Raw genomic sequence first — 26,965 nt, 5'->3', positions numbered from 1 at the left:
GATGAAAAATTCGTCAGGCTCGCCGTTCAGGAGGGTGCCATCCCGACTGGTCAAGCCAATAGCTGACCCGTTCCGCGTGAATGTGATGAGGTATTGCCCGAGGTCATCACGCATCACCACATACCCGCTGTTGACCCAATGAACGCGGTTGCCCGCGTCCACTGCCGTTTTGATCTCTTCCAAGGTCATCGCAGCGCCTCCTCAAGGATTGCGAGCGCCCCAAGGCAATCATCAATATAGGGCTGCTCCTCGCCGTCCAGATCGTTCAGTTCGAGCCGGTTCAATACCGCGTAGAGCGTGGCGCGCGCTTCACGAGCCGCGCTTCGCAAGCTGACGGTATCTTCCAGACGTGCTGTCGAAAAATCATCGCTGTGATAGTCGGGGATCATGCTGCGACCTCCTTGCTCTGGCCTGCTGCTTGCAAAACAAAGTCGGCGGCCTTCTGCGCCTCAGACGCCGCGCGAAAAATCGCCCTCGTGTCCTCTTTGAGAGCTTTCAACCAGCCTTCAACATAGGCGGCGCTTTGGTCGAACTCCGGCGCGACGCCAATCTGAGCCCCAAGGAAACACGCACCGATTTCTGCCACCAGCTCCTCAAAGGCATAGGCTTCGCGGTTCGCAAATTTCTTGATCCGCTCCAACCGCTTTTCGCTGCCAGTCCAATGAATCGCCTCATGGGCCAAGGTCCCGTAGTAGCCTGCCGCATTGTGAAACGTGGCAATCGGCGGCATGTGGATGTGATCTTTTGCCGGGCTGTAATAGGCGCGCGGGTCGTCGCTGGTGAGGATATCCGCCCCTGTCTGGCTGAAAAACGCCTCGAGCTCCGGATCTGCCGCCGTGCCAAGGTCGCGCGGGGCCTCGGGCCGAATGTAGTAATCCTCCGGCAAGCCTTCGATCTGATCTGCATTGAACACGCGATAGGCGCGCGCATAGGGCAGCTCTTCCTCAATGCCCAGCTCGTTCTCTCGGGTGAACGTGCCGTACTTCACCACAGTGGACGACGTTTCACCTTTGCGGACTTGTCCGCCCAGCTCCTGCGCTTGTTTGTAGGTCATCCAGCGGCTGGACACATGGCCATGCTTGGCCGCCATGATCCAGAGCATCAGGACATTAATCCCGCGATACTCCTCGCCGTTGTGTCGGGTCGGCAAGGCAATGCCGGACGCGCTCCCCGTCCAAGGCTTGCGCCATGGCGGCGTGCCTGCCTCGATCTCTGCAATAATGGTTTCGGTGACATGGGCATAGACATCAAACTTCGGTGCCATTTGTGGCCTCCTTGATCAAAGTGACGCGGGTGAGGCTTTGCGTCCCCTTCCGCCGATGGGCTGCGCCTCGGCCACCTGATCTGACCGAATACGCATGTATTCGGCGGAACAGAGTGGGAGAGGGCAAAGCCCGACCCACGGCCCTGAACGGGGCTGTCAATCGGCCACATTTGCGAAGAAAATGTCTGCGCCAAAATCAGACGCCAATCTGCCGCGCGAGGAATGGCTCGCTTGCGAGACAGGGGAAATTGGTGGCTGATTTTGGGGATGGACTAAGGTTAACCGCCACGGTCAGGGATGTTGGGCGGACTAAATAAAACGGAATGATGCTTGGATCGGGGTGAGCGGGCCAACGGCCCGTTGAGCTCCGGTGCAGTCTACTGGGAAACGTCGCCCGCGCACGAAAGCGCGGGCTCATTACTACACCGCGCGGATTACCTGTCTGTACTGCGGCCTGGCCACTTCAAACTTTGTGTTGCACCTGCTAGCCCAATCGAACAGGTTTGCTACGCCTTCCTTGATGTTTTTACGATATGGCATAGGGTCATCAAGAATCTGGTCGTGAAACAGCGAGGTGACCTTCCCAAACGATAGCTCACCATATTCCTGCAATTGCACTTCAAGCCAAAAGCAAATTTGCGACGACATGAAGCCTTTCAACAGCTCGTCTTCGGCAGCGCCTTTCTTGCTTCGAAAGCAATCTAGATCGTGCTCTATTGCCGTTGCTGCAGCCGTCTGCGCTAGCAACTGATTTGGGCTGCACATTGGAAGATCGTGAAACCAGACACCAAGGGGTTGAGAACCCAGTTTTTCAGAAATTTCTTGGGGCCATTCATTCGACGGTACATCCGTGTTGCCGCCAAAGCTACTCAAGAAGTCAGCCATCAATTCGACAGTTTTGACATCAAGCCAGTTTACGGACGCGAGATAGTCCCGGACTTTGATCTTTTCAGTCTGACCGTATTCGAATCCAGTTCCAAACTCATCGTTCTCCAAATGTGAAAGGGACATTCCCTTTGATGTTAGATTTGCGCTCCCAATGAAGATCTTGGAATCCACGATGTAGACTTTTCCATGGAGATTCCGCGATATCCCGAATGGAATATTGGCCTCCTCACAGAGGTAGAAGCACTCCAGGTCTGAAGCTCCAGCCGCCAAATCTGACGGCTGCCAGCGAGATACGATCTTAAGGTTGCTAGTTCTACTTGTTTCAATAAGCCACTTGAGCGCATCGAGCTTAACAAATGCGCTAAGAACTATTACCTCTTGCTCCGCTGAAGACAAAGCATCCGCTAGTTCTCGTCTAAAAGCACCCGTTTGTAAGAGAAGCATTCTACTCGTCAATATTCTCTAAGAGTTTTGACACCCAGTAACCCCACCGGTCACGGAACTTCTCAAAAGTATCTCCGTCTAGGGTTTTCCTGAACTCATCTTCAGTACGCACATATGCCATCGTGTAAACTTCAAGAGCACTCAAAGCTCTGTCATCGCCAGAGTCTTCGACATGCTGCCACAATTTCTCGTAATACGGCGAACGTGTATTGATCACTCCAACCGCCGCATTTGCTATGAATTGTAGATCTAGGAACATAGTACCAGGCCAGCTTCCCTTGTTCAGATCCACCTTGTAGTTAACTGTTGCCTTGGCAAAAGCCTCAGCGTCCTCTTTTGAAAGCTCTGGCCGAACATCCAAAACATACTTTGTACGCTCAGCGAGCTTTTCTTGTTCCGATTTCTTTTCCGCCTCCTTGTCTGAAGAAGTTGCGGTATGATCCTCTGCAACATCCTTGTTTACCTTCTCGGAAACTGGATCGGGTTTAGAATTGGAAGGTTCGCTAGAGCTGCCCTCTCTACGCGTTTTTATCAGATCCATCATCGCCTTTATCTTAAGCGTAAGGTTCTTATTCAGCTCAAGGTACAATGAAGATTTGTAGTGACCAGAATTCTCAGGATCTGCCGCAGCTTCCTCTAACTCCGCCATCTGCTCTTCGTCGTGTTTCGGGTCTAGTTTCTTGAAGCCTCGAATTTGCTGCTTGTTGTTTGTTACGCCAAACAACTCATCCAAGACCGGGTCAAAGCGGACCTCAATGCCCCACCATCTATGCCTAGGTTCAGATGGCGCAATGTGACCAAAGCTGCCAAAATCGATCTCGCGGCCGGCACGAACAAACGATATTCCGGCATTCCGTCCGTAGTGTTTGCCGAGGTTTGAGTTTCCTCCCATTTCCTGAGTTGCTGGTTTGGCGATGCTCAAACGAATTTCAATATTGGAGCTCTTCCCCGTATCGTACTCGACAGGTATCTTATATGGTTTTTCAAACGCTACATTGGTTGCCTTTCCATCGCTGTCTGGACAAATCGACGGCTCCAAAAGGTACAAAGGATCATTGGGCTTCAATTCATGGGTCGTCTCAACCGCCGCCTTGCCTAGATTGAAATCGACCAATTTGACGTCACGTCTTTTGCCATAGTCATCGTTGTCATCAAGAAAGTGTCGATAAATGCGGCAGAGCTCTTCTTGCATTCTAGAAAAAAGCGTTGCTGGGCGTTTGAAGTCCACCCCATCTAGCTTAGACCAAACAACCAGCGTGCCACTACTTGCAATCTTTCCGCCTGCAGCTTCAACTACTTCCTTTGGAAGCTCCGCCTTTTCAACGCTCTTGAGATATTGCTGTCCGCCTTCCTTAATCTCTGGGAGATCAAGGTAAGTTTTAAAAATTTCACCATCTTTTTGCCAAGAGTACACTTCGACTAGCTCGGCCTGCGACAGAGACGAGCCTTTGAGGCCAAAGCCAAAACGGCCTAGTCCTTCTCGGGTATCAAGTCTCGTACCCCAGCCAAGTGATAAGCAACGCCCCAAATCGTCCGGCGACATCCCCTTACCATCATCCAGGACCGCTATTTTTTGAACGCGGTAGACGGTGCGCTTCGCGACAGGTTCCCTGTCAGACAGCGTTATCACGGTAATTTTCTTAGCCTCGGCCTCTATCGAGTTATCTACAAGCTCAGCAACTGCTGTTGCCGTGTTACGATATCCAACTTGCCGCAACGCATTGAGTGCCAAATACGCGTCAACGATTTGCACTTGTTCGTCTTTTTTACTCATCATGTTTTCCCAAAATGTTCGTCAAAATACGTAAAAGCCTGCGGCACGTTAGGTAAATTCACAATATTATCAACCACATCCACAACTGTGCAGCTAGGCGTCCCACCAACTGAACTGCCTCTAAGGCCCCGTCCTACCATTTGTGAATAAAGCACAACCGACGTTGTGGGACGCGCAATCACAACGGCCTCTGTCTTTGGCGCGTCAAATCCCGTTGTCAAAACACCAAAATTTGTGAGAACCCTGACACTTCCGTTCTTGAAATCTTCAATTGCCTCGCGCCGATCGCTCGGAGGCGTTTCGCCGGTTACTGCTCTTGCCGCGCACCCTCTTTCCCTTAAGACCAATGCCATATCAGATGCATTCTGCTTCGATGGGCAAAAGACGATGGTCTGTTTCTTATCAACAAGCGCAAGCTTTTCGACCGCAGCGACTACTTCCAGAGTCCTTTGGGCATTGTTGCCTAACTCCGCCAGCACTTTGGGTGAGATGTCTAAAAGATCGGAAATTAGCCTGACTGCCTCGGCGTCAAGATTAACAGTAGCGCTGGTATTGAGACGCATTCGTTCAACAGAAGACAAAATCCCACGATCCTGAAGATACTCAATTGAGTTTCTCTCGCTGGTCAATCGCTGGTCGATCGTGAGTTTTCTATTGCCATAAAAATCCGATAGAGCCTTGGTTTGAGCCACATCACCCCCAACGTGATGCCTACCAGGCGTAGCCGTCAAGCCGATCAAAGTAGTGCTCGAGTTACAGAGAAACTCTATTGCTTTCTTGTAAGTTGGCGCCATCGACATGTGCGCCTCATCGACAATCAGCAGACTACATTCGCGCCTAATTTCTGCAAATCGATCAAAATCAGCGTTTTTGTTTGAGTGAATGCTAGAGTAGCAACTCTGAAAGCTCGTAACTATGAAACAGGGCTTGCTCAGGTCGATGTGATCTGGCTTCCTGCCCCCCCACATTGAGTAAACATTTGCATTCTCAGTTCCTAGTTTTGTCCAAATGCTAAGGAACGTTTGAACAGCCTGATCGCAGAGCTCTTCGCTATGCGCAAGCCAAACAACAACGGGATTTTCGCGTGAACAGCTAAACCGAAGGAAATCTGAAATAAATTCCATAGCTGTTCTTGTTTTTCCCGAGCCTGTCGGCATGTGCGCAACGATTCTGCTGTTTTCAGCATCTCTGTGGGCACCAGCCTCCAAGAAGGAGAAACTAACAAGCTGTTTCCTTATGCTGTTTTGATAATCAAAGAGCGGTTTTTCAATGTCCGTTTGCAAATGTGGCTCTGGGCCAGACAACAAATCGTTTGGGAAAGCTTCGTCGATGTTTAGTTCCATCAGCTTTAGAAAACTGGCCGTTGCCTCATTTCTTCCCCAAGTGAAATTCGGGGGAATAGTTAAAGGGCAACCATCTGGCCCTGAGCCGAGTTTGTCTCGGATAACTTGTGGCGAAAACACTTCTAGTACAGCGTTTCTGAGGTCTCGCTTCTTAAAGATAGCCAGCCCACTCTCAGACAGCATGGCTTCAGCTACCGCGCGAGGTCGAGTACTAACCCCAAGCTCTGAAAGCCCTTCTAACCGGTTCTCACCCCAAAAAGCCGCCAGTCGTGCAATACCTATGCTTGCGAGGGCGTCAACTACGGCGTTCGAACTCATCTTGTTTTCCACTCTCTCGATTTTCTATTCGCCAGCAGCTCGCCCCAAGGGTGTACGCTTTCGGCATACTTTGACAGATTCCGCTGCTTGGTAAAGCCCCTGAAGGGAAATGCTTTTTCATCGACGGCCCCTAAACGCTAGCTCGGTGATCTGTTGAGGAAACAAAACCCAATTTTGGATTCATACGAAACAATCTGACGGTGGGTATCCGTGAGCCCGCTTCCAAAGACCTTCAACGCTGCATCTAAAAAGGATCCCTACATCAGATCATTTATGGCAGGCCAAACACACCTTTTGCTGGCCATAAATCTCATCTAGATCAACTGCGCCTTGTTCCGGCCGTAGAGGATCAACCTTCCTCTTCGCCTTGGCTCTTTCGACACGCTTTTCATGATCCGCGCGGATTTGAGCGATGCGTTCAGGCTTTTCCAATTCAAGCAGAGTCTCCCCTTCACTCCATGAAAACGGCGACCCGTGGTCAAGAGAGGTTTTTTCCATTTGCTTAGCCCTCTCGAAGGCTTCAGGGTGACGCTCCTTTAGGCCAACCCACTCAATCTTTTGCTGAAAGAAACAAAACGTGCAGCCACTCCTGGAACGCCAATCGTAGTATGATGGAAGGCCAAGACCCGAGTTCTCAAGAATTTCGAAAACGCCGGCCTTGTCGATCCCATCATCTTTGAAAGGCAGCTTGGTAATCAAATTTCCATTTTTCGAGTTCAAACCTTGACGAAAATCTTCGTCAGCCCGGATCGCCACATAACTATAGACTGTATATCCCTGCTCGGTGAATTCAGATTTCACCCACTTCTCAAAGGGCTTGATCTTTAGGTCTTTCGTACACCAACGCGTCTGAGCAGACGGGAGGAATTGATTATACTGGGCTAGGTAGAACTTAAAATCTCGCCCTGGATCCAAGTACCGGATCTTCTTTCCGAGGAACCCCTCGAGCATCGCTAGGTACTCATAAACCTCATCCAGCTCTTCGCCCGTGTCAGTGAAGAAATACTCAATATCGAGTTCGGGGTGAGCCTGGCTCATGTAGATCGCGAGAGCAGAACTATCTTTGCCCCCAGACAAACCTAGAACATGTTTTACCTTGTCAGCCATCTACTTCCTCTCTTGCGCCTGATTGTTTGATCCTCGCAGCACCAACTCTTGCCAACGCAGCCAGGATCACGTTTCTACCGGTGCCTTCCGCAGCCTGCTGCAATACCTCTTCAATCTTTCTACTGAGGTTATTCACTTCCTCATCGTCGGAATCCAAAACATCGAATTCCTCCATCACAGGCGTGGGCCGATCATCAACGCTGACAATCAACGCCATAGCGGAGCGCTTGTCCTTCCGCCCCGCCACTCGCGCGACTGACTCGTGTTGGTTGAACTGCTGCGCAAGCAATGTGAGTTGAACAATTGCCCGGTCTATGTCGCTATCAATCCAAGCTTTGGGTGGCTTATTGATGCCCAACCCCGCGAGTGCCTCCATCGACTGCAGGTCATCTCCGAAGCTTGTGAGCTGGGTGATGAAAGATCGAAGCCGCAAGTCACCTGCAACATCTCGGATATTCTTCGCGCGCTCATTCAGTTCTCGGTACGCTTTCTCAGTGCGCCCGTGAACTTGTAACTCGTTCAGAATGTGTTCGCGCATTCTTGTGAGCATCGCCGGGTAAGCTGCGCGGATTTCGATGAGCCCTTCTTTGATGTTTTGAGCGATCTCAGAGATTCCTTGATCTGTGAGAATGTCGATGTCCTGTCCGTAGAGCCCAGGAATGTCATCAAATGCGAACTTTTGTGGGTCATTGGAACGCTTGAAGAGCGCTCTGACTTTTTTTGCGTGCTCAGGAAGGCGTGCGGTTCGTTGAACCCAAGGTGCTGAAGTTTCGTAAGCTGCGATGAGCGCGCGTCCAACTTCTAGCGGACTTAGAGTTGAGATTGGTTTGTCCACAACTTCACCGACCGCGTTTGCCAGCTCAGTAAGCAGCCTCTTGGTCGTTCGGTTCATTTCGATCCAGCGCAACTGGACCATTTGCGGCGCTCTCAGAACATAGTCCACGTCGACATCCGAAATAGTCGATAAGAAAATACCTTCCCGATAGTGTGACAGGTTCCGGCGCTCAGCTAGCATGAACAGAACAGCAAGGAATGGCATCAAACCGTCCTTCAACCCAAAGGGAGGTGCCCGCCATAGGTCATAAACATCGGTAAGTTGTACGTTGCGGTTACCCCGCTTCTTCAAGAAGTCTTTCGTTGCTTTCCAAATGGGCAACAGATTTGCGGGGTCCTCTCCTGAGGGCGGCACAAACTGCCAACTGTCGCCCTGCTGCACGTATAGCTCGTTGGCCTCAACGAGCGATACGAACAGAGCTTTTTCCGCTGGGAACTTCTTAAACCCAAGCCCCGGAATACCTTCTTTAAGGACGGCAGCATGCAGTAACAGCTTGAGCGCTGAATTGGCCGATGCCGAGGGCTTGGTTCGGTTCAGCAGTTCGTTGTTTAGTTTGGGCGACTGCGAAAACCGACGGTTTGCCATTTCTGAGGCCAAAACTGTGAGGTTCCGGCGCGCGGAAATCGGGAGATCGTCAATTCCAGTTTCCCATTCTGCGCTTGCGATCAATTGCCAGACTTCATGCTCAATCCTACCCCCAATCGCCTCGATACGATCGGTAAGCTCTCTGCGCGCGATTTTGTCTCGATGAATCTCGGGGTTCGATGCCAAGATATCCTTCAAAGCGGAGTGCTCTCGTGCGAGCGCCACAAGGTTCTTCGATTTTTTAGACCTCACAACCGCAAAGTCAGCCCCCCCCCCATACTCACCAAAATCCTCAACAATGCTTGGCGTCGCATCGTCCAGTGAAATGATGAATGCGCCAAAGCATCCATTTGTAGGTGTAAAGCTAGTAACATAGTTCTCGACTTGGCTTTCGAGCAGTACCTTGAGTTCGCACCAGCGCAGAGCACCAGTTTCACGGTAGTGCCGCTTCGCGACGATATTGGGTGAAGATAAAGCGTTTGAGATTGAGCTGAGATCGAAGTCTAATCTTTCTCTCAATGCCTCATCCAACGCCACTTCAATGTCAAAGTCGCTCCCGTCAAAGAGAGAGTAAGTGCCCCTGAACTTTCGAAAAACAACAATCGACGCCGCCTCAAGTTCTGACAAGAGCCCCTCTACCGCAGCACTTGTTTGATTTATTGCCAGGCTAAGTGCGCCCAGCGTCGCACCTACTCCGGTCTGCTTTTGTGTCAGTTCCAAAATGGCTAGCGACTTTAGCAGCTGCACACCGATCTCACCGCCATCTTTCGCTTCCCACCGCGCAATTGCATCCCTTGCATTTGCAAAGTGATGGCTGTCCAAAGACACGGCGATTGCAGCTTGCAGATTGAAATCTAGATAATCCCAAAAATCAGCCAATCCGTAGCCCTTCGGATCTTCTTTGCTCGCCTTCTCAAGGTAGTCCTGAAAGCCGAACAGCTCGGAAGAGCCCAGGAAACTGAAGATGCTACGCTGGTTTTGCCCATAGCTCCGACGCGATGCAGGCCCTAGCACCAATGTTACAAGCGGGTTGAGTGGCCAAGCTCTAGTAAGCAACTCTTTCGAAACTACGGACGCGCCACGTCGAACATCGGCAAGTAGCTCCGTGGCTGCCTCTGCGTTCCGTCTAGCGCTATCCGGCTGCTCTGAAGCGATAATCGCCTTGCTCACCAATTCAATCTGCTCATCGCCAGATACATTGACGGGAATGTCGATGAAGCGACCCTGGATCTTTCCCCACTCATCTTTGATGTCGCGTGCCAAGCGGCTCGCATATTCTTGGAAGGATTGATGAAGGATACCCACAACGATAAGGCGGCCACCGCTCCTCGACGCCGCTTCACCAAGCAGTTGGAAGAAATATGCATCTCCTGTTGAGGATGCCGCGTGCTCAAGTAGCTTCCCCATTTCATCCAAAAAGAGAACTAAACCTCCAGAATGTTCGCGGTCGTCAGCCGCCAAATACTGCAAGTATTCAATGACTTTTTCTGGCGTATCAAACTTCCTTTGGCGAGCCGCAAGTCCTGCATCCTTGATACCATCACCGATCAACTGGAAGGGTTCCTTGCTGCGCCCAACGACCGACACACATTTCCAGCCATCTCTCTTCGGAGGGAGTAACTTCCATAGTTCCTTTGCAAACTCCGGGTCAGTCTTGCTCGCAGCCGTCGCGCGTTCTTGCTTACTACCACTCAACAAAGCGGATAGAGCGAGTGCGAGGCTCGACTTCCCGCTTCCATACGGACCAGTCCAAGTGAAGGCACCTTGCCCGCCCTCAAAGTGCTGATGTGAAAAGTTTTTAAGGATTTCCCGTACTGATGATGAAAAGACAAAACCCTCGAGGGCTTCATTGCGGTCATCTTGATCAATTCGAACAGATCGCAGGAAGCGTCCATTCACCGAGACAATTTCGTTAAGCGGCATATGACCCCCTCAAGGCGGAAATGTCGGAGGACCACAGGTTTTCTGCAAAATCTGGGGGAAATTCCCCATGCCTAAGTAGCTGCTTCAATCCGGCTGTCTCAGACCAGGAAATCAATCCGTCGGTCACGTCAGCGACATCCGCCAACCGATCAATCAACTCCCACTCTTCAAGCACGAAAACCCTTCCGGGAGACCCGGGCTCTAGTAGCATTGATTGGACCCCAAGTGTGTTTGCAGAAGACGTTCGCTCCCAAAAATCGCACACCGCATAGAGGAACACGCCGTTAGACAGGCCTGGCTTTTGCCCTAAGTTCATACTGAATTTTCCATTTGAGCGTCGCCGTATTAATCCCAGCTCGGTCAGCGGCGAATTGAACGCCTCTTCGCTAGGGCCTCGCTTCGGGACGCTAGGCACGTAGTTAGCCAATAAGACGCTTACATCGTTTGATAACGTCTTCTCTGATGGCAATTTCCAACCACGCTGACCAATAAATTCCATCAGCCTTCGTAGAACAGTATCGCGGTCAAAGTTGGGTTCATTGAAAACATTGAACAACCAATAGGTGGCTGTATGCTTAGGATTGGAGGCAATATCCCAGTGAATTTTCCAAAGAGACGAAGCGCTTTCAAGGTATGGATCGCGCCCATTGGGGCCAAGTAACTGCTGACCAAATTCGGTCGTTCTTACGTCCTTCCCATCCGCTGTGAGAATACCTGCGACCTGTGCCCAAAATCGAATTGCCGCCACCATGTTCTTGCCCACGCCAAAATGCGCAATCGCCTCGCCCTCTGAAAAAATCTTGTTGTTATTCAGGCCACTAGAATCAACAGCTTCGAATGCCTTTTCCAACCATCCGTAGCGCAACGGAAAGGTCTCGTGGCCGGAGAACTGCGGCTTGTAATTCTGTGTAAATGTTGTTTGCTTTTTCATAAATCTGCTACCCCGCTTAGTGGTTGTTATAGCGATCTTCCGAGGGGATGGTCAACGACGACCTGGTGCTTGACCCCAGGATCAAGGTTGGTCTACAGATAACCTTCGATTTGGCAGGAAAACCATTTGACCATATACCTTGATCATCAAGCAAGCACTCCGATGCTGCCAACAGTTCGGGCCGCAATGCAGCCGTTTTGGACTGAATTCCATGGCAACCCGCACTCCTCCGAACATTCCATAGGGTGGTCCGCGAATAAGGCTACCGAGACTTCGAGGACCAAAGTGGCCAACCTCCTTGGAGTCGATCCGGATGAGATCATTTTTACATCCGGCGCTACAGAGGCGAACAATCTTGCCATCAAGGGTCTGAGCACTCCGGAGCAACGGCAAAGTCAGCGCACGACAATCCTTGTTTCAGCGACAGAGCATAAGTGCGTTTTGGAAAGTGCCGCCTATGTAGCTCAGACAAAAGGATGTGCGGTTCGAGAGATTCCGGTCAACGGGAAAGGCCACATCGACCTCGACAAACTGAGAGACATGCTAAGCGAGAATGTTCTTTTGGTAAGCGTGGCATTGGTCAACAATGAAATCGGGACCATCCAAGATCTTGCTTCAATATCAGCACTTTGCCGTGATATGGGAGCAATCCTCCACTCCGACTTCGCGCAGGCACCAAGCGCAGTAAACCTCCAAGAATATGCAGATATGGCTGACGTGGTTAGTCTGTCGGGGCATAAATTTGGTGGGCCAATGGGTGTTGGGGCGCTCTATGTGAGCCGAGAGCTGAAGGACCGGATTGAACCTCTGTTTCACGGAGGTGGGCAAGAGGGTGGGCTTCGGTCCGGCACACTGCCCCTTCCTTTGTGTGTTGGTCTTGGCTCAGCGGCGGAGTTCCATTTCTCTGAAGCCGGATCTGCTTTGAGAGCGCGGGTCGCAGGTCTGCGAGATCTCTTCGTAGACAAACTGCAATCGAACCGCGACCATATTGGATTGAATGGAGATAAACTTTGCTCCCGTCATCCTGGCAATGTGAATCTAAGGTTCGAAGGACGCGATGCGGGAGAAATGCTCCAACGACTACAACCCATCGTGTCAGCTTCTACAGGTTCGGCCTGCTCATCGGGAATGTCGGAACCAAGCTACGTCCTCCGTGCAATTGGGCTCACATCGGATGAAGCGCAAGCCTCCATACGCTTTAGTTTTGGGCACACCAATACATCGGATGAAGTTCTAGAAGCCGCAGAGGCCATTATAGCAGTACTCTAGATCGATCGCCCTTCGGTCAGGTAGGATGTTTCAAAAGAGCCTTTAGAAAGATCCAACCCGAGGGGTGAAACTTGCAAAACAATAAATCTCAAAAAAATGCGGTTGGAAAAAAGGTAGGCCAGGCAATCTACGTGCACCGTAGCGCGGTCGATCACCTTCAGTCGAGCGCAAAGGATAAGCTGAGCCTTGCACTGCAAAATGTTCCGGAAGATTTCCAATGGTCAGTGTTGAAGATCTCGGGGCAAAACGACCAGACCTTCTCGTTTTTGGACTATCAAGACTTCAGCGCCGTGGCTTTTCCAGAGCTGCGGGCAAGCCTACTCGTCAACCTCTCGGAAGAAGGCGCAAAACTGAGAAAATATTCTGACGCAAACCCACCCATTCTCCACAGAAAGGAGCTACTGCTAGCCCCGGATCATCCGCTAAGAGATGACTTTGCAAAGCTGACGCAGTTCTTAGAGAGCAAGGGGCTCTTTAAGAACATGGCAAACAAGGGAACGCGGCGGATTTGGATGAAGACATTGGCTGAAGCCGGATTGACCGTCGAAGGTCCACGCATCGTGCAGAGCGATTTGATCTCAGAAGAGTCCGCCAAGAAATCAGCCGAAGACAGGAATGGCCCAGAGAAAAACACTGTTGAGCGCCACAAAACGGCGATCACGCGAGCTGCGCTCTCAGCGCCAATGTACCTGCTGTTTACAAGTGGTCTGATCCGTCGCGATAGAACCGTTTTGGACTATGGATGCGGTCAAGGTGATGACATCGGAGCCCTACTGTCTGATGGCTATACCGTCGAAGGTTGGGATCCCCACTATCGACCAAATCCCAGTACTCTAAAAAAGAGCCAAATCACCAATCTTGGATTTGTCCTCAACGTAATCGAAGATCCTGAAGAGCGGGCAGAGGCACTTAGGCGCGCCTTCAGCCTAACGGAGCTCTGCTTGGCCGTATCCGTCATGTTGTACGGCAAGGCTGACCTGAGTGGCGTGCGGCCCTACCGCGACGGATACTTGACGTCCCGACAGACGTTCCAAAAGTACTATACCCAAGCAGAACTCAAAGACTTCATCGTAAGCATTTTGAATGTCGAACCCTTGGCCGTAGGCCAAGGTATATTTTTGGTCTTTCGGGACGAGCTGGAAGAGCAAAGATACCTACTAAGGCGTCAAATAGGCTTCAAAGGCCGTGAGTATCGCTCCGTTCCAAAACCAAGTGCATCGAGAAAAGGCACCCCAAAAAACCCTAACGACAAGCTCAACAAAACAACCATCCGAGACCTTGCTGTTGAGATCAGGGCCTTTGGCCGTCAGCCCGACATCTCAGAACTCCCCAAAAGCCTTGTGACAAAGCTTTCGCGATCAAAGCAAGGCCTTCAGTATGCGGCAAGTCAGGCAATTGCAGAAATAGGTCACGAGGAACTTGAAGGAATCGTCGCCACAAGAACTGAAGATCTAAGCCTTCACTTCGCAATGCATGCATTCTCTCAAAGAAAATCGTATGGCTCATTTCCTCCTGAACTAAGGCGCGATATTCGCGCTTTCTTTGGCAGCCACAAAAGAGCGCAGGAATCTGGACAAGCGCTCCTCTATTCGATCGGCAACCAGGACCTTCTCCTAGAAGATGCTGAAACAGCAGCCGCTGCTGGAATAGGTCATTTAGAACAGGACAGATTTCAATCTCCCACTGATAGGCTCCAAGAACTGCCCGTCAGGCTTCGAGGGTTCGTAGCTCTCGCTGAAAGGCTAGCGGGTGATCTGTCCGAAACAACTCTGCTGAGAATTCACATTACCAGCCGAAAGCTGACTGCGCTGACCTATGCCGAATTTGAGACGTCCTTCTTGCCCCGTTTGATGACCCGAGTGAAAGTCGAGTTCGACACCTTCGACGTTTCCATCATCGACCATTCTGCAGACAATGACGTCCGACTTCTGTATCTAAAATCCCGCTACATGAAAGAAACTGATCCTCGGCAAGCGGCGCAGAAAGCATTTGATCAGGAAGTCTTAGACTTGAATACTCTCAATTTCAGCAATGAGGGACCAAGTTTTCGGGAGTTTGCTCAGACCCTCCTCAAGGCTGGCGTGAGAATTCCCAGCTAGATTAAGCATCCTTAGGCTTCGTCGCTAAGGCCGGTAGGAATTGGACTTTGGCGGTATAAGGCAGGTAGTAGTCACTTATGTTTGCATTTTACGACCTTGAAACCACGGGGACATCACCCGCTTTCGACCAGCCCTTACAGTTTGCGGCGATCCTGACGGATGACGACTTCAACCAAGTTGAGCGCGTAGATATTCGCTGCAAGCTCGCGCCTCACATACTTCCAGCACCATGGGCGCTCGCTGTTACGGGGATCTCACCAGATCAGCTGATGGACCCTAGCCTGCCATCCTGGTTTGAGTTTTCACACCAGATAAGTGATCTAATCAAACGCTGGGCTCCAGCGACATGGGCCGGATACAACACACTTGACTTTGACGAAGAGTTCCTCAGGCAGTCATTCTATCAAAATCTTCATCCCAACTTGTATCAAACCCAGTTTGACAACAATGACCGCCTAGATCTCATGAAGGTGGTCTACGCAGTCCGGAATCGCCAGCCAGACGCCCTCGAATGGCCAATAGATGATCTTGGACGCGAAAGTTTCAAATTGGATCGTCTCGCTCCGGCAAACGGCTTTGCCAATCATGACGCCCACGATGCCCTCGGCGACGTAGAGGCAACGATCCATGTCGCGTCACTCATTCGCAAGCGTGCCCCTGCCGTTTGGGATCAATGCTTGTTGAACCGCGACAAACACCACGTTTATCGGTTGCTGCAAAGCGGGCGTCCCGTGTGCCTGATCGAACGATTTGGTGCGGCACCACCGCGATCCTATTTCGGTGTTTACGCAGGCACAAACCCGCAGCACCGTAACGCAGTAGGATTTCTCGATTTGGACCTCTGCGATGCGTCTATCATCGATGCCAACGATTGCGATCTTGCTAAAGCGGTTGCTGCATCACCCAAGCTGATACGGACGATTGCGATAAACAAAGTCCCAAATGTTTTTCCGGTAGCCAACCCAAGCGCTGCGCATAGTTCGCTCGCTCAGCTAGTTTCTGCGCACCCTGAATTTCATAAACGAGTGGGGCAGGCATTGGCCGATCGCTATGCGGACAAAGAGCCAGCTCAACACGTCGAGCAGTTGATCTATGACGGATTCTACAGCGCCGGTGACAAACAGGTCCTTGAAGAATTCACCGCAGCCGACTGGCATGACCGCGCTCGAATTGTCACTCAACTGCACGACATCCGGCTCAAGCAACTGGGCATGCGGCTTATCTTCTCCCACGCCCCAGAGTTTGCACCCATGAACTACCGATCAGCAGCAAACGCTGCGATCCGAGACCGCTGGTTAACCAACGAGCCCTCCACGCCATGGACGACCAAGGCAACGGTACAAGAACAGCTCCAAGAGATTGTCAGTGATGAGGTGCTCGACCGAGATCGGATTTGTGCGCTTCAAGACTTCTATCGCGCAAGAGTTTCAAGAATAGACGTATGAGTTTGCGCCGGCGGCCACGGCGTGTCATCTCTACGACACGGCTGCTCAAATACTGCGGGCCTATGATCTCGAACACATGATATTAAAACCAAAAGAATTTGCGAAGTTAGCATGAAAAAAGCGAAAGACCTGTTTGAAGCACTAGCAACCAGCCCTCTTGAGATGGCAATGCTTGAGGAAGGGCGTGTCGGTTTTGCGATCCCAGAGTATCAGCGTCAGTATGATTGGGCCGAAGCCAACATCGTAAGACTCTACTACGATGCGCTTAATGGCTTTGCCCGCACGTCGGAAAGCGGCGATGCCAACGCCTTTACGTTTCTTGGCACGCTGATCCTCGTCAAGGAGGAAAACAAGGAAGAAGATTTTGGCGGCCTTTCCTTTGCCGTCGTAGACGGGCAGCAGCGCTTGACGACCTTGTCATTATTTGCCTGCGCTCTCAGCGAAGCATTGCGCCGCCAACTTGAACTGACAGACTTTCCATCCTCCGTTGACGCAACTCTAAAGAAATGGCTCGAAGAGGAAGTGAGCGAACGTCTATATGCACTCTATGAGTGTGCTGTCGGATCGCAGCGTATTTCGCCGAAGAACACCTTCCCGTTTCCGCGAATAGTCCGGCATGAGGATTCACGCGGACGAAGCAAGCCCACGTCGGATTATAAGTCCGCCATAGCACGGTTTCTTGACGGATTTGCCGAATATGTTGACAGTGAAAAAACTGAATATGTTCCTCCGTCGCTCGGAAGCGGTACCGATGCCGAGAAACTTGCAGGCAACTACCAGCTCATCCGCCTCCTTATTGGCAATCTAAACGATGCGGATTGGTACGAGGATACCGAATGTGAGCAGTTCGACATATCATGGATTCAGCGGGCGCAGTGCCGTACTCTATTCGATAGATTTTTTGACTTCATAAAGAATGACAGCGACCGAAACCGGGCGCTCGATACGATCATCAAGCATGAAGAACTTCATTGCCTGATGCGGACGCTCCTGTTCGCATCCTACTTTTGTAATTGCGTCGTGCTTACACGCGTAACAACGCACGACGAATCAGCGGCCTTTGATATTTTTGACGCGCTCAACACGACCGGCGAGCCTCTCACGGCACTCGAGACTCTGAAGCCCCGTGTCATAAATTATGAAAAGAAGCAGCATGGCTATGCCGGGACACCTTCGGAAAGTGCCTTTGCCACGATCGATCACAATCTGGATCAACGGTTTTCGGATACGGCAAAGAAACAAGCCGAGACGAAGGACCTGATCGTCACCTTCGCCCTTTATCTCGAAGGCAAAAAGCTCTCCAAGGACCTGGCAGCACAGCGTAACTTTTTGCGTCAGAGTTACGACAATGCTGCAAAAAACGGTGCAAACTCCGCTCGCCAATTTGTGCAGGCGCTTGCGGACGCCACGCAGTTCCGACGCTACTACTGGGAGCGCGACGGTGTCGAGGAACTCGGCAGGTTTCACAAGAACGAGAACGTCGACGAGGTGCAGCTCCTTTCGTCATTCATTGCCGATATGAAGACCAGCCTCGCGCTTCCCATACTCTCGCGGTACTGGACGGATGATCTGAAACATAAGGGCGAAGATCGCTTTCTTGAGGTACTCAAGGCTGTAGCCGCATTCCTTGTTCTGCGGCGCGCGGCGACCGGCGGCACGGCAGGGATCGATAGTGATTTCAGGGCAATAATGGCCCCCAGTGTCGGCCGCGGATCAAGCCGTAAATTTGGCCTCTGTGCGGGCGTCGACCATACGAACGAACTTCTTTCGCCGGACAAGCTCAAAGAGGCCTTCAAGGCGCTTCTGACGCACAAGCTGAAAACGCTCACGAAGGAGAGCTGGGTAGGGATGGCAGCGGCAAACCCGCTTTATGAACAATCTCGGGAACTTGTCAGGTTCATGATTCTGACGGCAGCGCATCAGGCCATGCCGTCGGAGACCACACCGGGTATCTGGAATACGGACGGCGTAAAGGCGAGCGTCCATACCAACAACTTCCGCAACTATGCAACCTGGCGTGGCAAGCACTACGCCACCGTCGAGCACATCGCACCTGAAACAGTCCCGAAACATGGGTGGGATACTGGGCTCTATAAAGATAGCATTCTAAGACACACTCTCGGCAACCTCGTGCTACTGCCGGCCAAAGAGAACTCCGCTATCGGTAGCGACAGCTGGGAGAAGAAGAAGAAGTTCTATCTTGCGCTGACTGAAACATCGGCGGCCGATCAGGATAGGCGTATTGAAGAGGCAAAGGCGGCAGGGATTAGCTTCTCGCAGAACACGACCAAACTCCTACAAGCAGGCACCCGGCTTTCCCTTCTTGATCCGCTGCGCGAAGTCGAATTTTGGAATTCGGAGGTTGTCTCGGCACGCGGCAAGAATATTGCCGAACTATGTTGGGATCATGTCTGGCCTTGGCTCAACAGATAGTCTTCGATCAGAAGTTGGCACAAGAGTTTGCATCGACGGCCACGGTGCGCCATCTCTACCGCCCCTGATCTCTGGTGTGGGTCTTGGCTCACCAAAGGCACCGTAGTGAATTGGCCTCAATCACAAGAACGGTGTAGCGCTTTTTGCCATTGAGCCAAAGCTTAACTAATAAATCTAGATCTCAACGCACGCCCGAATTGATGTAGAATTTTTCACACTCTGCCACCTTAGCTTTAATCGACATTTACTTGTAATTTAAATGGAAAATTAATTTCCAACTAAGCTTCTCTGCCTTGGAGAAAGCCAGAGCGGGAAACCCGCCCTGGCGCTGAGGTCACTCGGTGACCGGATCTTCATCGCGGCGTGGGAAGGCGACCATTTCGACTTCGGGAAACATGCTGTGTTTGACGTTGATCGACGTGATGTTGCCGCTGTCGTCAGTGTTGACGAAGAGGACGCCGCAGCGGTCCCAGAAGTTCTTGCCGTCTTTTTCGCCGGATTTGACGTTCAGTTTCAGAGTTTGAGTAGCCATTTTTTGATCCTCACTTTGAGTGTTTCGATGAACATGACCAAAGCTGGCACCAAGAGGCTGTCAGCGAGAAACTTGCCTCGCGAGGAATGCGCTGGCGCAGGGGAATTTTCTTGTTGAAGCGGGGCTTGCCCCGCGTCGGACACGGCGGCTCGCTTATGTTCAGCAATTGGAAACACGGAGTTGAGGAACTGATTTGGCACTCAGAATTTAACTGGTCTCGTCAACCTGCTCCATAAGGGCGCAGGAACTTCAAAGACCGCAGCGGCCATTATTCTCGACATCTTACGCTGCAGCGTAATTTTTCGAGATTTGCGCTTCAGCGTAAATTTCACACTGATGTGTTGCTTTGTCCTCGAGCTCAATCAACGCGAGGCGACAGCTACCCCGGTTCACGCTCGCGCCCCATCCGCTTCCTCGTGCTCGAAGGCTGTCGCCATCTCTCTGATCTCCCTCTCCGGAGCCCCCAAAGCCCGACCAACGTCACGCCAAGCCATAGCCGCCTCAGCCACCTCTGCAATGATACGATCTGCCTCGCCGCGTTCGAGAAGATAGGATTCATGTTGCGCGCGGTGCAGGGCGATACTGGCATCCGGATTGTCGTCGTCAACGTAGCTCTTGAGCACGCGTGGTTGGTTCGGCACGGGATTGATGTCGTAGGCCGGTGAGAGGTGCCATCCGCCACGCCCACGCAGAAATCCGTGATTGCGCATGTGGTCATCGAGGTTCGTCACGAGAATGGAGAAGGCCACCCGCCGGTAGAGCTCCTCGCGGTCTTGATCAGGCGTGACGCTTTCTGAGGTGATAACGTCGGCCAGGTCCAAATAGCTGTAGCTTTCGCCATCTTTGCCGCCCAGCATCGCCATGGCTGAGATGAACGGGATCCTGCCGTCCTCGTTTCGGTCAAATCGATGGGACAAGAAAACAGGCTTGTCGCCAGCCATCTCAAGCGTGTGATCAGAAACCGTAATTCCAGCGCGCCTTGCCAGCTCCAGTGCGATGGCTTCCCAGCGTTCCACGCAATAGGTGTCGGTCTCTTTCGGGAACTTGGCGACAGACAGGCGGCCGTGTTGGTCGAGGATACTGGCCTTCGGCCGCGCACCCCCTAGGGAACTGCCCGGGGCAAACAACATTTGAAGATCCTCAGCGTTCTCTTCCCCGCGCAGGACGCGTTGCGAGGCATGAAGCAAATCCCCGAGGCTCACGAGCGCAGGCACGCCGATGCCATCGCGCGCTTGAAACTCGCCATCAACCTTGAAACGCAGCGCACCCAAACGGGTCTCGTCGTTAACGCCAAGCAGGTAGTCGGTTTCTTGCAGCGTTCTCGGACGTCGCCTTCCGGCCTCTGCAATGCGCCCCTCATAGCGCCGCATCACCGTTCTACCCCAGGTATCAGGTGCAGAATCCCCTAGCGGTGCAAGCATGTCCTGCCCAGCCTCAGGCACGAATTGTCCTTTGACTAGGGGCATGTCTGGCGAAAGACCAAAGGCAATTTCGTCGGCAAGCCAATCGTCATGATAGGTAAAGGATACCCGCTCTCGGCCGCGCCCAGCTGCGCGGTGAAGCGTGCCGACACGTTTCAGCCCCTTCCAGTCAATCCAGACCTCAACCATTTTTCAGTCTCGCACGCTGCGGGAGGTCATCCAGGGCCATCTGCTCACCAACCGGATCGTCGATATCCCCCCAGCCTTTCAGAAGGCCAAGCGCCTGCAGTACGGCCACGTAAGTTCCGATCTTGACTGCAGGGTTCCCGCTTTCGATCTTGGCGATGGTCTGCCGCGTTGTGCCAGCGCGCTGCGCAATAATTTCGGCGGTCAATTTGCGACGCAGTCGTGCAACGCGAATGTTATCCCCAAGTGTCACGAGCTCTTTACGTGCAGCTCTGGGCATTTTGATCGGAACAGCCATAATGATACCTCAAACCGACACTAAGATCATATATGTTACACTGAGAGGACATTAATGTCAATTCTCACCGCTTAGCTACATAACCCAACGCTGCCACTCTAGTCACACCTTATGTTATCTCAGGGAAACATTGAGTGTATTAAGGTTACCATTACGAAACACAACCCGGTCACCTCACCACACTCATACAACTCGCCTGCTCGAACGAAACGATTGCGTGGCCTTCCTTCGAAAGTCATGCCTGCAGCCCTGCAGCGCGCACCTGCTCAGGCGTCACCATCTTTGATGCGATCAAGTCCTCGATCTGCCGGTTCGTGATGTGGCGGCACAGGGGATGGCGCTCGTGGATCCACTCGGCGAGGCTCGCACGGCCTTTCTCTTCGGCCTCTCGCGCCTTCTCGCGGTCCGCCTGCACCTGGGCCAGTCCCTTCTCCCACCGGCGCATCTTGAACCAGTTGTCCGAGAAACAGACCTTGCTGCGCGTGTAGCCTTCGCTTTCCTTGGCATAGGCTTTGACAGCCAGCAGCAGGTCATCGGGCTCTACCCCGGCCTTCACCGTCGCTGCGATCAGGCGCAGACTGGTTCGCCGGTCTCGGATCCTGTCTTCGGGATAGGCCGCCAAGATCTTCTCAACTTCAAGATCTTCAACCTCCTCCGCCGCCTCGCGCTTGCGCGTAGGTGGTTTATGGATGGTTTTAGGATGGTTTGGGGTCCACCGTGAACCCCGTACCCCGTTCACCGTGGACCCCGTACCGGGTTCAGGCTGGACGGGGTTCACAGTGACCCCCGTGTCGATGTCGGGCTCAGCCGTGGGTTCGAGCGCGGCCACGCGCTCCAGAACGATGCGGTAAATGACCGTATAGCCGTTCTTGCATTGCCGCCGCCCTGTCTCGATCAAAATGCCTTCGCGCAGGAAATCGATGATGGTGCGCTTGACCGTGCTCTCGCTGAGCTCTGTGTGGCGCTGGATCGTCCCCTTGGAGCACCAGATGCCCGAGCCATCATCGCTCGCCTTGTCGGCCAAGAACATGATGATCTGCTTGCGCGCGGCGCTGCCAAAGCGGCGCTCGGCGCATTCGTTTGCGATGCGCCAGCTCATGATCTCACCGCCAATTGGGTTGAGGTCAGACCGGAAATGCCGTAGGTATTGGGACGGAAGTATTCTTCTATGCCGTTGAGGTGGGTGGCCGCCCCCTCAGCGGTTTTTCTTTGCCTTTTCGTCAGAGCAAGAGCCTGTGAAAAACCGTTTACTTGGGCCTCGTAACCTATTGAAAAGTGACCCTGAACGAAACAAGTTCGTTTACAATTTTTCCCTTTGAAATCAACGAAATTTCCCGGATTGCAAATCCGTGTACACCGGTTCGATTCCGGTACTCGCCTCCAATAAAATCAAGCACTTAGAGAATTTCACACTAATCAGTGCAGAAAACTCTAAGCAATTGTCTAAGCATTCCGTTTTTGTTCTGTTCTTTTTTGCTGTGCCTCAATGGCCCTCAGCTTCTGCCGAACTTTCTTGGTATAATGCAGAACCATCGCGGGGCTTTGCCCAGTAACGGCAGCGATTAGATCATCATCGCACCCCGCCTCAAGAAGCTCGCAAGCGGCGTTGTATCGCCAACTATGAATATCATAGTCTAACGCCCCAACTTGCTCGCGCACGTTCCGCACGGACTGAGACGCCCCGCGATAGGACCAGCGGTTTGTTCCCTTCTCATTTGTGAGGATAAACACAGAATGGCGGCTTGCCGCGTTAAGAGCCAATTGAAGCTCGGGCAAGATCGGTACCCACAGCTCTTTGCTCGTTTTGTTTTGCCTTATGACAAATGCCCCGTCCTGAATGTCAGACCAGCGCATTTCAAGCACGTCGCCAATTCTCTGCCCCGTGCAGACGCACAACTCCATCACAAGCCGTTCTCTTGTTCCAAGCGGGCAAGTGCTGCGATATACGTCTAGAAGCTCTTGCGGCCAAGGCTCGCGTGCGATCTTTTCGGTCTTCAACTCTGATACACCCCTAGCGGGGTTTTCCTCTCGCCACCCCAGATCAACGCAGTGCTCCATAAGCACCCGCAGAACACGAAGGGAATAATTGGCGAAATACGCCTTTTCCGCGTTCGCATCACGTAGACGAATGACGTCCTTACGTTTCATATTGCTTGGGCTGGCATCCCCCATGATGGACTGGAAAAAGTCTAGAAACTTATCGTAATCCAACGCCGTGCGCGGCTTAAGCCGCGTATACCTTGGAGATTTGCGATAATCGGCAATGAGGGAAGAGAAATTACGAGTAGAAATCCGTTTAGGTGGAGCTTTTCCACCTAGTATATCAGCATATTCTTTCCAGAATTCTGGCGAGCCAAATTCATGCAAAATCTTTTGGGACGGCCACCCCCGCCTTTGAAAATACAAGCCATTTCTCTGCTGATATATATATTTTGGAAGTTCACGTTTTGCCATGGCGCATATCTATCCCATCATACTCATCTTCGATTAATCTCTGATCCAACACGATCTCAATTTTTCGACCGTCTACCGTTACGCGGCTGACCGACTTTCCAGCGCTCTCGAATGCGTTGAGCAATCCGAGTGCTTTTTGTTCTATGCTTTGAGCCGCCATATCTTCACCAACAGTGCCTTTGAGTTCGCGCGTCCAGATGGACGAATGGACTAGCGCCCATGCAAACAGTTCTGTTGAAGAATCTAGTCGGGCGACATCAGCACAGCAAGAATCTGGAAGTCGATTTAGCTTAAATAATGCCGCGACTGTCACTAAGTGCATTAAGCACCAGTGTAGGGCATTTGAAACGAATGAAGAAAAACTTCGCTTTAGGCACATTTTCTATTGACCCAAAAATTGGGCCCATCTTAGATTCGAGCCAGTCAAAATCCTGAACTTATCATTTGTGACACCTGTATCCGCACGACTGACCCATCGCAGGTATCATTGGTAAATCTTTGCGAAAAAAGCTGTCACTAAATGCAACCACTACCAAGGAGTGTGGTTGTAAGCCCCGCCCATCGCCCCCTCCGATACTTACGTCTCCGAGGGCGATAGGCTCATGTTGTGGCAGCGTTTAAACAATTCGGTTAGCAGCTTGCCGTTGTGGATGATGAACGCATAAATTCCCCCGCCAGAGCAGGCAATGAGCGCTCGCTAGGGCAGAACACCCAACAGCCTCATCCAAGCAAATCTAAACGCCTCTCTGCTCGCCTACGGCCGAATCCGCGGAGGTGTATGTCATAAGCAAAGAGAGACCGCATGGAGCCGGCATGAAATTAAGAGCAACACTGGGCGGGAACCGGACGTTTGCCGCAGTATGCATCAAGGACAGCTTTGGCAGTTAGTGTACTTTGTATAACTGGCTTAGAGCTCTTGGAAATGTAGCATTAAAGATTGCTCAGCCATCAAGGGATTTGGCCAAACGACGTTGCCATTGAGGATGATCTTTTCAATCAGCCATTTGGAGGGTAGCGTTGACTAAAACCACCTCGAAATGGAGAAAATATGTCAAAGAGAATTGCGGTGTTCAACCACAAAGGCGGAACCGGAAAAACCGTTTCCACATATAATATTGGGTGGAAACTGACAGAAAAGGGCAGTCGCGTATTATTGGTTGATGGCGACTCACAGGTAAATTTAACAGCGCTCGCACTCGGCTTTGATCGCTTCGATGATTACTATGAAAACGACGAGACAAAAACAAAAAACATCAAAGATGCCGTGTCACCGGTTTTTGAAGGGAAACCCGCAACTATTGCAGCATTCGATTGTCCGAATGCAATAAACAATGACACCATGTTTATCCTTCCAGGTCATGCCGATCTTGCAACGTATGAAGGGCAATTGAGCTTAGCGCAGGAAACGGGCGGCTCTCTTTCTGTATTGAAGAATCTCCCTGGGGCGCTGCAGGCTCTAATTGCTGCAATCGAAGATCACCACGAGATCGATTATACACTAATCGACCTAAACCCAGGTTTGGGGGCGATCAATCAAAACTTTTTCATGGCTTGCGATGCATTTGTCGTACCTACAAACCCTGATCCATTTTCTCTTATGGCAATTGGAACGCTTGGCGCTCATCTGGTCAGGTGGAATGAGTGGAAGAACGCTAACTTTGATAAGTTCAAAGATGCTGACTATCCTTTGCGTGATACTACGCCTGTCTTCCTTGGTGCCCTTCATTCTAGGTACAATAAACACGCCAGTAAAGCCGCCGCAAAATTTGATCGTCGTATGCGACAAATCGATGAGCAGGTTGATAGCGCTCTGTTTCCAGCGCTTAAAAGTGCAGGTATGGTCGTAAAACGGAAATGCTATGATAAAGCATTTGAACTCGGCAAAGGCACCCTAACAGAGGACAATACTGGGGCTTTTGCTTTAGCCCGAATTCCCGATTTTCAAGGACTTATTCACACTGCGAATGTCGCTGGTGTGCCCATTTTCAAGCTCACAGAGCAGAACTTAAAAGATGATGGCGTGCAGGGTGTTGTAGCAAATAATCCACTAAAGAACATCACAACATTTGATGAAATCTACGACGTTATTGCGTCAAAAATTGAGGTTTTGTTAGATGCCAAGTGCCGCAAAAAATAACTTTTCGTCTCATATTAGTCAGTGCGATGATGCCGCGAAAATTTATAACTTTCTTGTCACCAAGGGTTACGCTGCAGATTTCGGCCTCCGATTTGTATGGGTTGCGGCTATATCTGCGTTAGACAATTACATTTCAGAGCTAGTAGTTGAAAAAGCTACCGAAATTTATTCGAATAAGGGATCTCTGCCCAAAAAACTCCAAGCTGAAGGTGTTCCTTTGGAAAAGGTGTTGGAATTTCAATTATCAAATCCAATTGAAGCAACAATGATTTTCCGAAAGCTCATTACAAATTCAGTGAAATTCCAGACCTTTCAGAGTGCGGACGGTGTTGCGAGTGGCTTGGCTTACATTTGGGATGAGCAGCATAAATGGAAACGAATTTCTGAAGGAATGGGTATGCAGCTCAAACCCGCTAAGGGTAAGCTCAACAGCATCTGTTTCAGAAGAAATGCCATTGCTCACAATGCAGATTATGACATGTCTTCGAACAAGCTAAGGGATTGCAAATTGGAGGATGCTGTGGCGGCTTCAGAATTTGTAAAAGAACTGGTGAATACCATTGATGATTTGGTTTCCAGCTTATAGCCGCTTCGGCGATGGGAGCTGCCGTTAGACGCAATTTGCACGAACGACGGCTGTGGGCCCTAAGTTAGACCTTGAACCCAAAGCCGAAAGCGTGTTTTGGCGACCTCGCCTTACATATACTTTCACTGGAACTACCTATGTTAAATGAAACTACAGCGCTGATCTTACTGAGCATTTATTTGGCACCCTTAGTATTCATAGTTTGGTCTATCTTGGCGGTAGTAGCCGCACTAAAACGGATAGCCTCCGCTCTAGAAGGTCCGTCCGATGGCCAAACCTCAGCTTTGTTAAAGCCTGATGTGACCAAGAGTGCTGACCCAGCTTACAAATACATACCTAAATAGCCCAACTTCAGACTATACTAGGATCGTATATTATACAGTCATTCAGTGGCAATTTTTCTCCAAGCTATTTTGCGTTGCTAGACATGCGCAGCGATCAAAGAGCGTTAACGGCCTCCGCGACCCAATCTTTACTTATTAAAAACTGCCATGTGGCCCCGCTGCTTGGCGGCTGCTTTCCAGTGTTTTTTCCTCACGCCTTCAGGCTCAATGAGCTACTCCCTAATTGTTGGACAGTATCTGGCGTAGATTAAGCTACTCTTTGCACCTGCTGATCGGGTTTGGGTTCTGCCATTCGCTGCCAATAGATCACAGCGGGTGGTTTGCCGCCAAGTGCGGAATGCGGGCGGTT

The 26,965-nt window shown here is 51.3% G+C and carries 20 protein-coding genes and 1 pseudogene; 6 read left to right on the top strand and 15 right to left on the bottom strand.

What is annotated here, in order from left to right; translation table 11 throughout:
• The 9 genes and pseudogenes from ABJM03_RS08535 to ABJM03_RS08495 all read right to left on the bottom strand — a co-directional run.
• A pseudogene (locus tag ABJM03_RS08535) lies at positions 1-189 on the bottom strand (hypothetical protein); the annotation flags it as partial.
• Positions 186-389 (bottom strand): hypothetical protein, encoded by a 204-nt coding sequence (locus ABJM03_RS08530; protein ID WP_247034477.1) that lies wholly within the window; start codon positions 387-389, stop codon positions 186-188. The pseudogene ABJM03_RS08535 and the gene ABJM03_RS08530, both read right to left, overlap by 4 nt.
• Positions 386-1,264, bottom strand: coding sequence for a zincin-like metallopeptidase domain-containing protein (locus ABJM03_RS08525; RefSeq protein WP_348416974.1), 879 nt, complete (start codon positions 1,262-1,264; stop codon positions 386-388). The genes ABJM03_RS08530 and ABJM03_RS08525 overlap by 4 nt, the downstream gene beginning before the upstream one ends.
• 420 nt (positions 1,265-1,684) lie before the next feature.
• On the bottom strand, positions 1,685-2,596 hold the full coding sequence (locus ABJM03_RS08520; protein ID WP_348336959.1) for a phospholipase D family protein: 912 nt from the start codon (positions 2,594-2,596) through the stop codon (positions 1,685-1,687).
• A gap of 1 nt (position 2,597) precedes the next feature.
• The gene (locus tag ABJM03_RS08515) at positions 2,598-4,370 is read right to left on the bottom strand and encodes an ATP-binding protein (protein WP_348416973.1); all 1,773 of its coding nucleotides are present in this window, start codon (positions 4,368-4,370) and stop codon (positions 2,598-2,600) included.
• The gene (locus tag ABJM03_RS08510) at positions 4,370-6,031 is read right to left on the bottom strand and encodes a DEAD/DEAH box helicase (protein WP_348336961.1); all 1,662 of its coding nucleotides are present in this window, start codon (positions 6,029-6,031) and stop codon (positions 4,370-4,372) included. The genes ABJM03_RS08515 and ABJM03_RS08510 overlap by 1 nt, the downstream gene beginning before the upstream one ends.
• Positions 6,032-6,298: 267 nt before the next feature.
• Complete coding sequence (locus ABJM03_RS08505) at positions 6,299-7,138, bottom strand: phosphoadenosine phosphosulfate reductase family protein (protein WP_348336962.1); 840 nt, start codon at positions 7,136-7,138, stop codon at positions 6,299-6,301.
• Positions 7,131-10,481, bottom strand: a complete 3,351-nt coding sequence (locus tag ABJM03_RS08500) for a hypothetical protein (protein WP_348336963.1) — start codon at positions 10,479-10,481, stop codon at positions 7,131-7,133. The genes ABJM03_RS08505 and ABJM03_RS08500 overlap by 8 nt, the downstream gene beginning before the upstream one ends.
• The gene (locus tag ABJM03_RS08495) at positions 10,471-11,412 is read right to left on the bottom strand and encodes a DUF4007 family protein (protein ID WP_348336964.1); all 942 of its coding nucleotides are present in this window, start codon (positions 11,410-11,412) and stop codon (positions 10,471-10,473) included. The genes ABJM03_RS08500 and ABJM03_RS08495 overlap by 11 nt, the downstream gene beginning before the upstream one ends.
• 126 nt (positions 11,413-11,538) lie before the next feature.
• On the opposite strand from ABJM03_RS08495, the gene ABJM03_RS08490 reads away from it, so the two are divergent.
• The 4 genes from ABJM03_RS08490 (at position 11,539) to ABJM03_RS08475 (ending at position 18,658) form a co-directional block, all read left to right on the top strand.
• Positions 11,539-12,681 (top strand): cysteine desulfurase family protein, encoded by a 1,143-nt coding sequence (locus ABJM03_RS08490; protein WP_348336965.1) that lies wholly within the window; start codon positions 11,539-11,541, stop codon positions 12,679-12,681.
• A gap of 71 nt (positions 12,682-12,752) precedes the next feature.
• On the top strand, positions 12,753-14,780 hold the full coding sequence (locus ABJM03_RS08485) for a DNA phosphorothioation-associated putative methyltransferase (protein WP_348416972.1): 2,028 nt from the start codon (positions 12,753-12,755) through the stop codon (positions 14,778-14,780).
• Between the two features lie 77 nt (positions 14,781-14,857).
• Complete coding sequence (locus tag ABJM03_RS08480) at positions 14,858-16,225, top strand: exonuclease domain-containing protein (RefSeq protein ID WP_348336967.1); 1,368 nt, start codon at positions 14,858-14,860, stop codon at positions 16,223-16,225.
• Positions 16,226-16,336: 111 nt separating this feature from the next.
• Positions 16,337-18,658, top strand: a complete 2,322-nt coding sequence (locus ABJM03_RS08475) for a DUF262 domain-containing HNH endonuclease family protein (protein ID WP_348416971.1) — start codon at positions 16,337-16,339, stop codon at positions 18,656-18,658.
• A gap of 334 nt (positions 18,659-18,992) precedes the next feature.
• Here the strand turns inward: ABJM03_RS08475 and ABJM03_RS08470 are convergent, their stop codons facing one another.
• The 6 genes from ABJM03_RS08470 to ABJM03_RS08445 all read right to left on the bottom strand — a co-directional run bounded on the left by ABJM03_RS08470 (position 18,993) and on the right by ABJM03_RS08445 (position 23,871).
• Complete coding sequence (locus tag ABJM03_RS08470; protein ID WP_348336969.1) at positions 18,993-19,190, bottom strand: hypothetical protein; 198 nt, start codon at positions 19,188-19,190, stop codon at positions 18,993-18,995.
• A 389-nt stretch (positions 19,191-19,579) separates the two neighbouring features.
• Positions 19,580-20,800, bottom strand: coding sequence for a type II toxin-antitoxin system HipA family toxin (locus tag ABJM03_RS08465; RefSeq protein WP_348416970.1), 1,221 nt, complete (start codon positions 20,798-20,800; stop codon positions 19,580-19,582).
• Positions 20,793-21,095: a helix-turn-helix transcriptional regulator gene (locus tag ABJM03_RS08460; protein ID WP_348336971.1), complete on the bottom strand. Its 303-nt coding sequence runs from the start codon at positions 21,093-21,095 to the stop codon at positions 20,793-20,795. Before ABJM03_RS08460 ends, ABJM03_RS08465 begins: the two co-directional genes overlap by 8 nt.
• A gap of 235 nt (positions 21,096-21,330) precedes the next feature.
• On the bottom strand, positions 21,331-22,194 hold the full coding sequence (locus ABJM03_RS08455; RefSeq protein WP_348416969.1) for a hypothetical protein: 864 nt from the start codon (positions 22,192-22,194) through the stop codon (positions 21,331-21,333).
• 344 nt (positions 22,195-22,538) lie between these two features.
• Positions 22,539-23,549: a site-specific integrase gene (locus tag ABJM03_RS08450; RefSeq protein WP_348416968.1), complete on the bottom strand. Its 1,011-nt coding sequence runs from the start codon at positions 23,547-23,549 to the stop codon at positions 22,539-22,541.
• Positions 23,536-23,871 carry a hypothetical protein gene (locus ABJM03_RS08445; RefSeq protein ID WP_348416967.1) on the bottom strand — a complete coding sequence of 112 codons (336 nt, stop codon included), beginning with the start codon at positions 23,869-23,871 and terminating at the stop codon, positions 23,536-23,538. Before ABJM03_RS08445 ends, ABJM03_RS08450 begins: the two co-directional genes overlap by 14 nt.
• 726 nt (positions 23,872-24,597) lie before the next feature.
• On the opposite strand from ABJM03_RS08445, the gene ABJM03_RS08440 reads away from it, so the two are divergent.
• Both ABJM03_RS08440 and ABJM03_RS08435 read left to right on the top strand, forming a co-directional pair.
• Positions 24,598-25,686, top strand: coding sequence for an AAA family ATPase (locus ABJM03_RS08440; RefSeq protein ID WP_348416966.1), 1,089 nt, complete (start codon positions 24,598-24,600; stop codon positions 25,684-25,686).
• Entirely contained in the window at positions 25,664-26,272 is a 609-nt protein-coding gene (locus ABJM03_RS08435; protein WP_348416965.1) for a HEPN domain-containing protein, read from the top strand. The genes ABJM03_RS08440 and ABJM03_RS08435 overlap by 23 nt, the downstream gene beginning before the upstream one ends.
• Positions 26,273-26,965: the final 693 nt, after the last annotated feature.

This window comes from Sulfitobacter sp. (assembly GCF_039977885.1).
GTDB lineage: Bacteria > Pseudomonadota > Alphaproteobacteria > Rhodobacterales > Rhodobacteraceae > Sulfitobacter.
The sequence above is the reverse complement of the archived record's forward strand: the minus strand, read 5'-3'. Positions and strand labels throughout refer to the sequence as shown.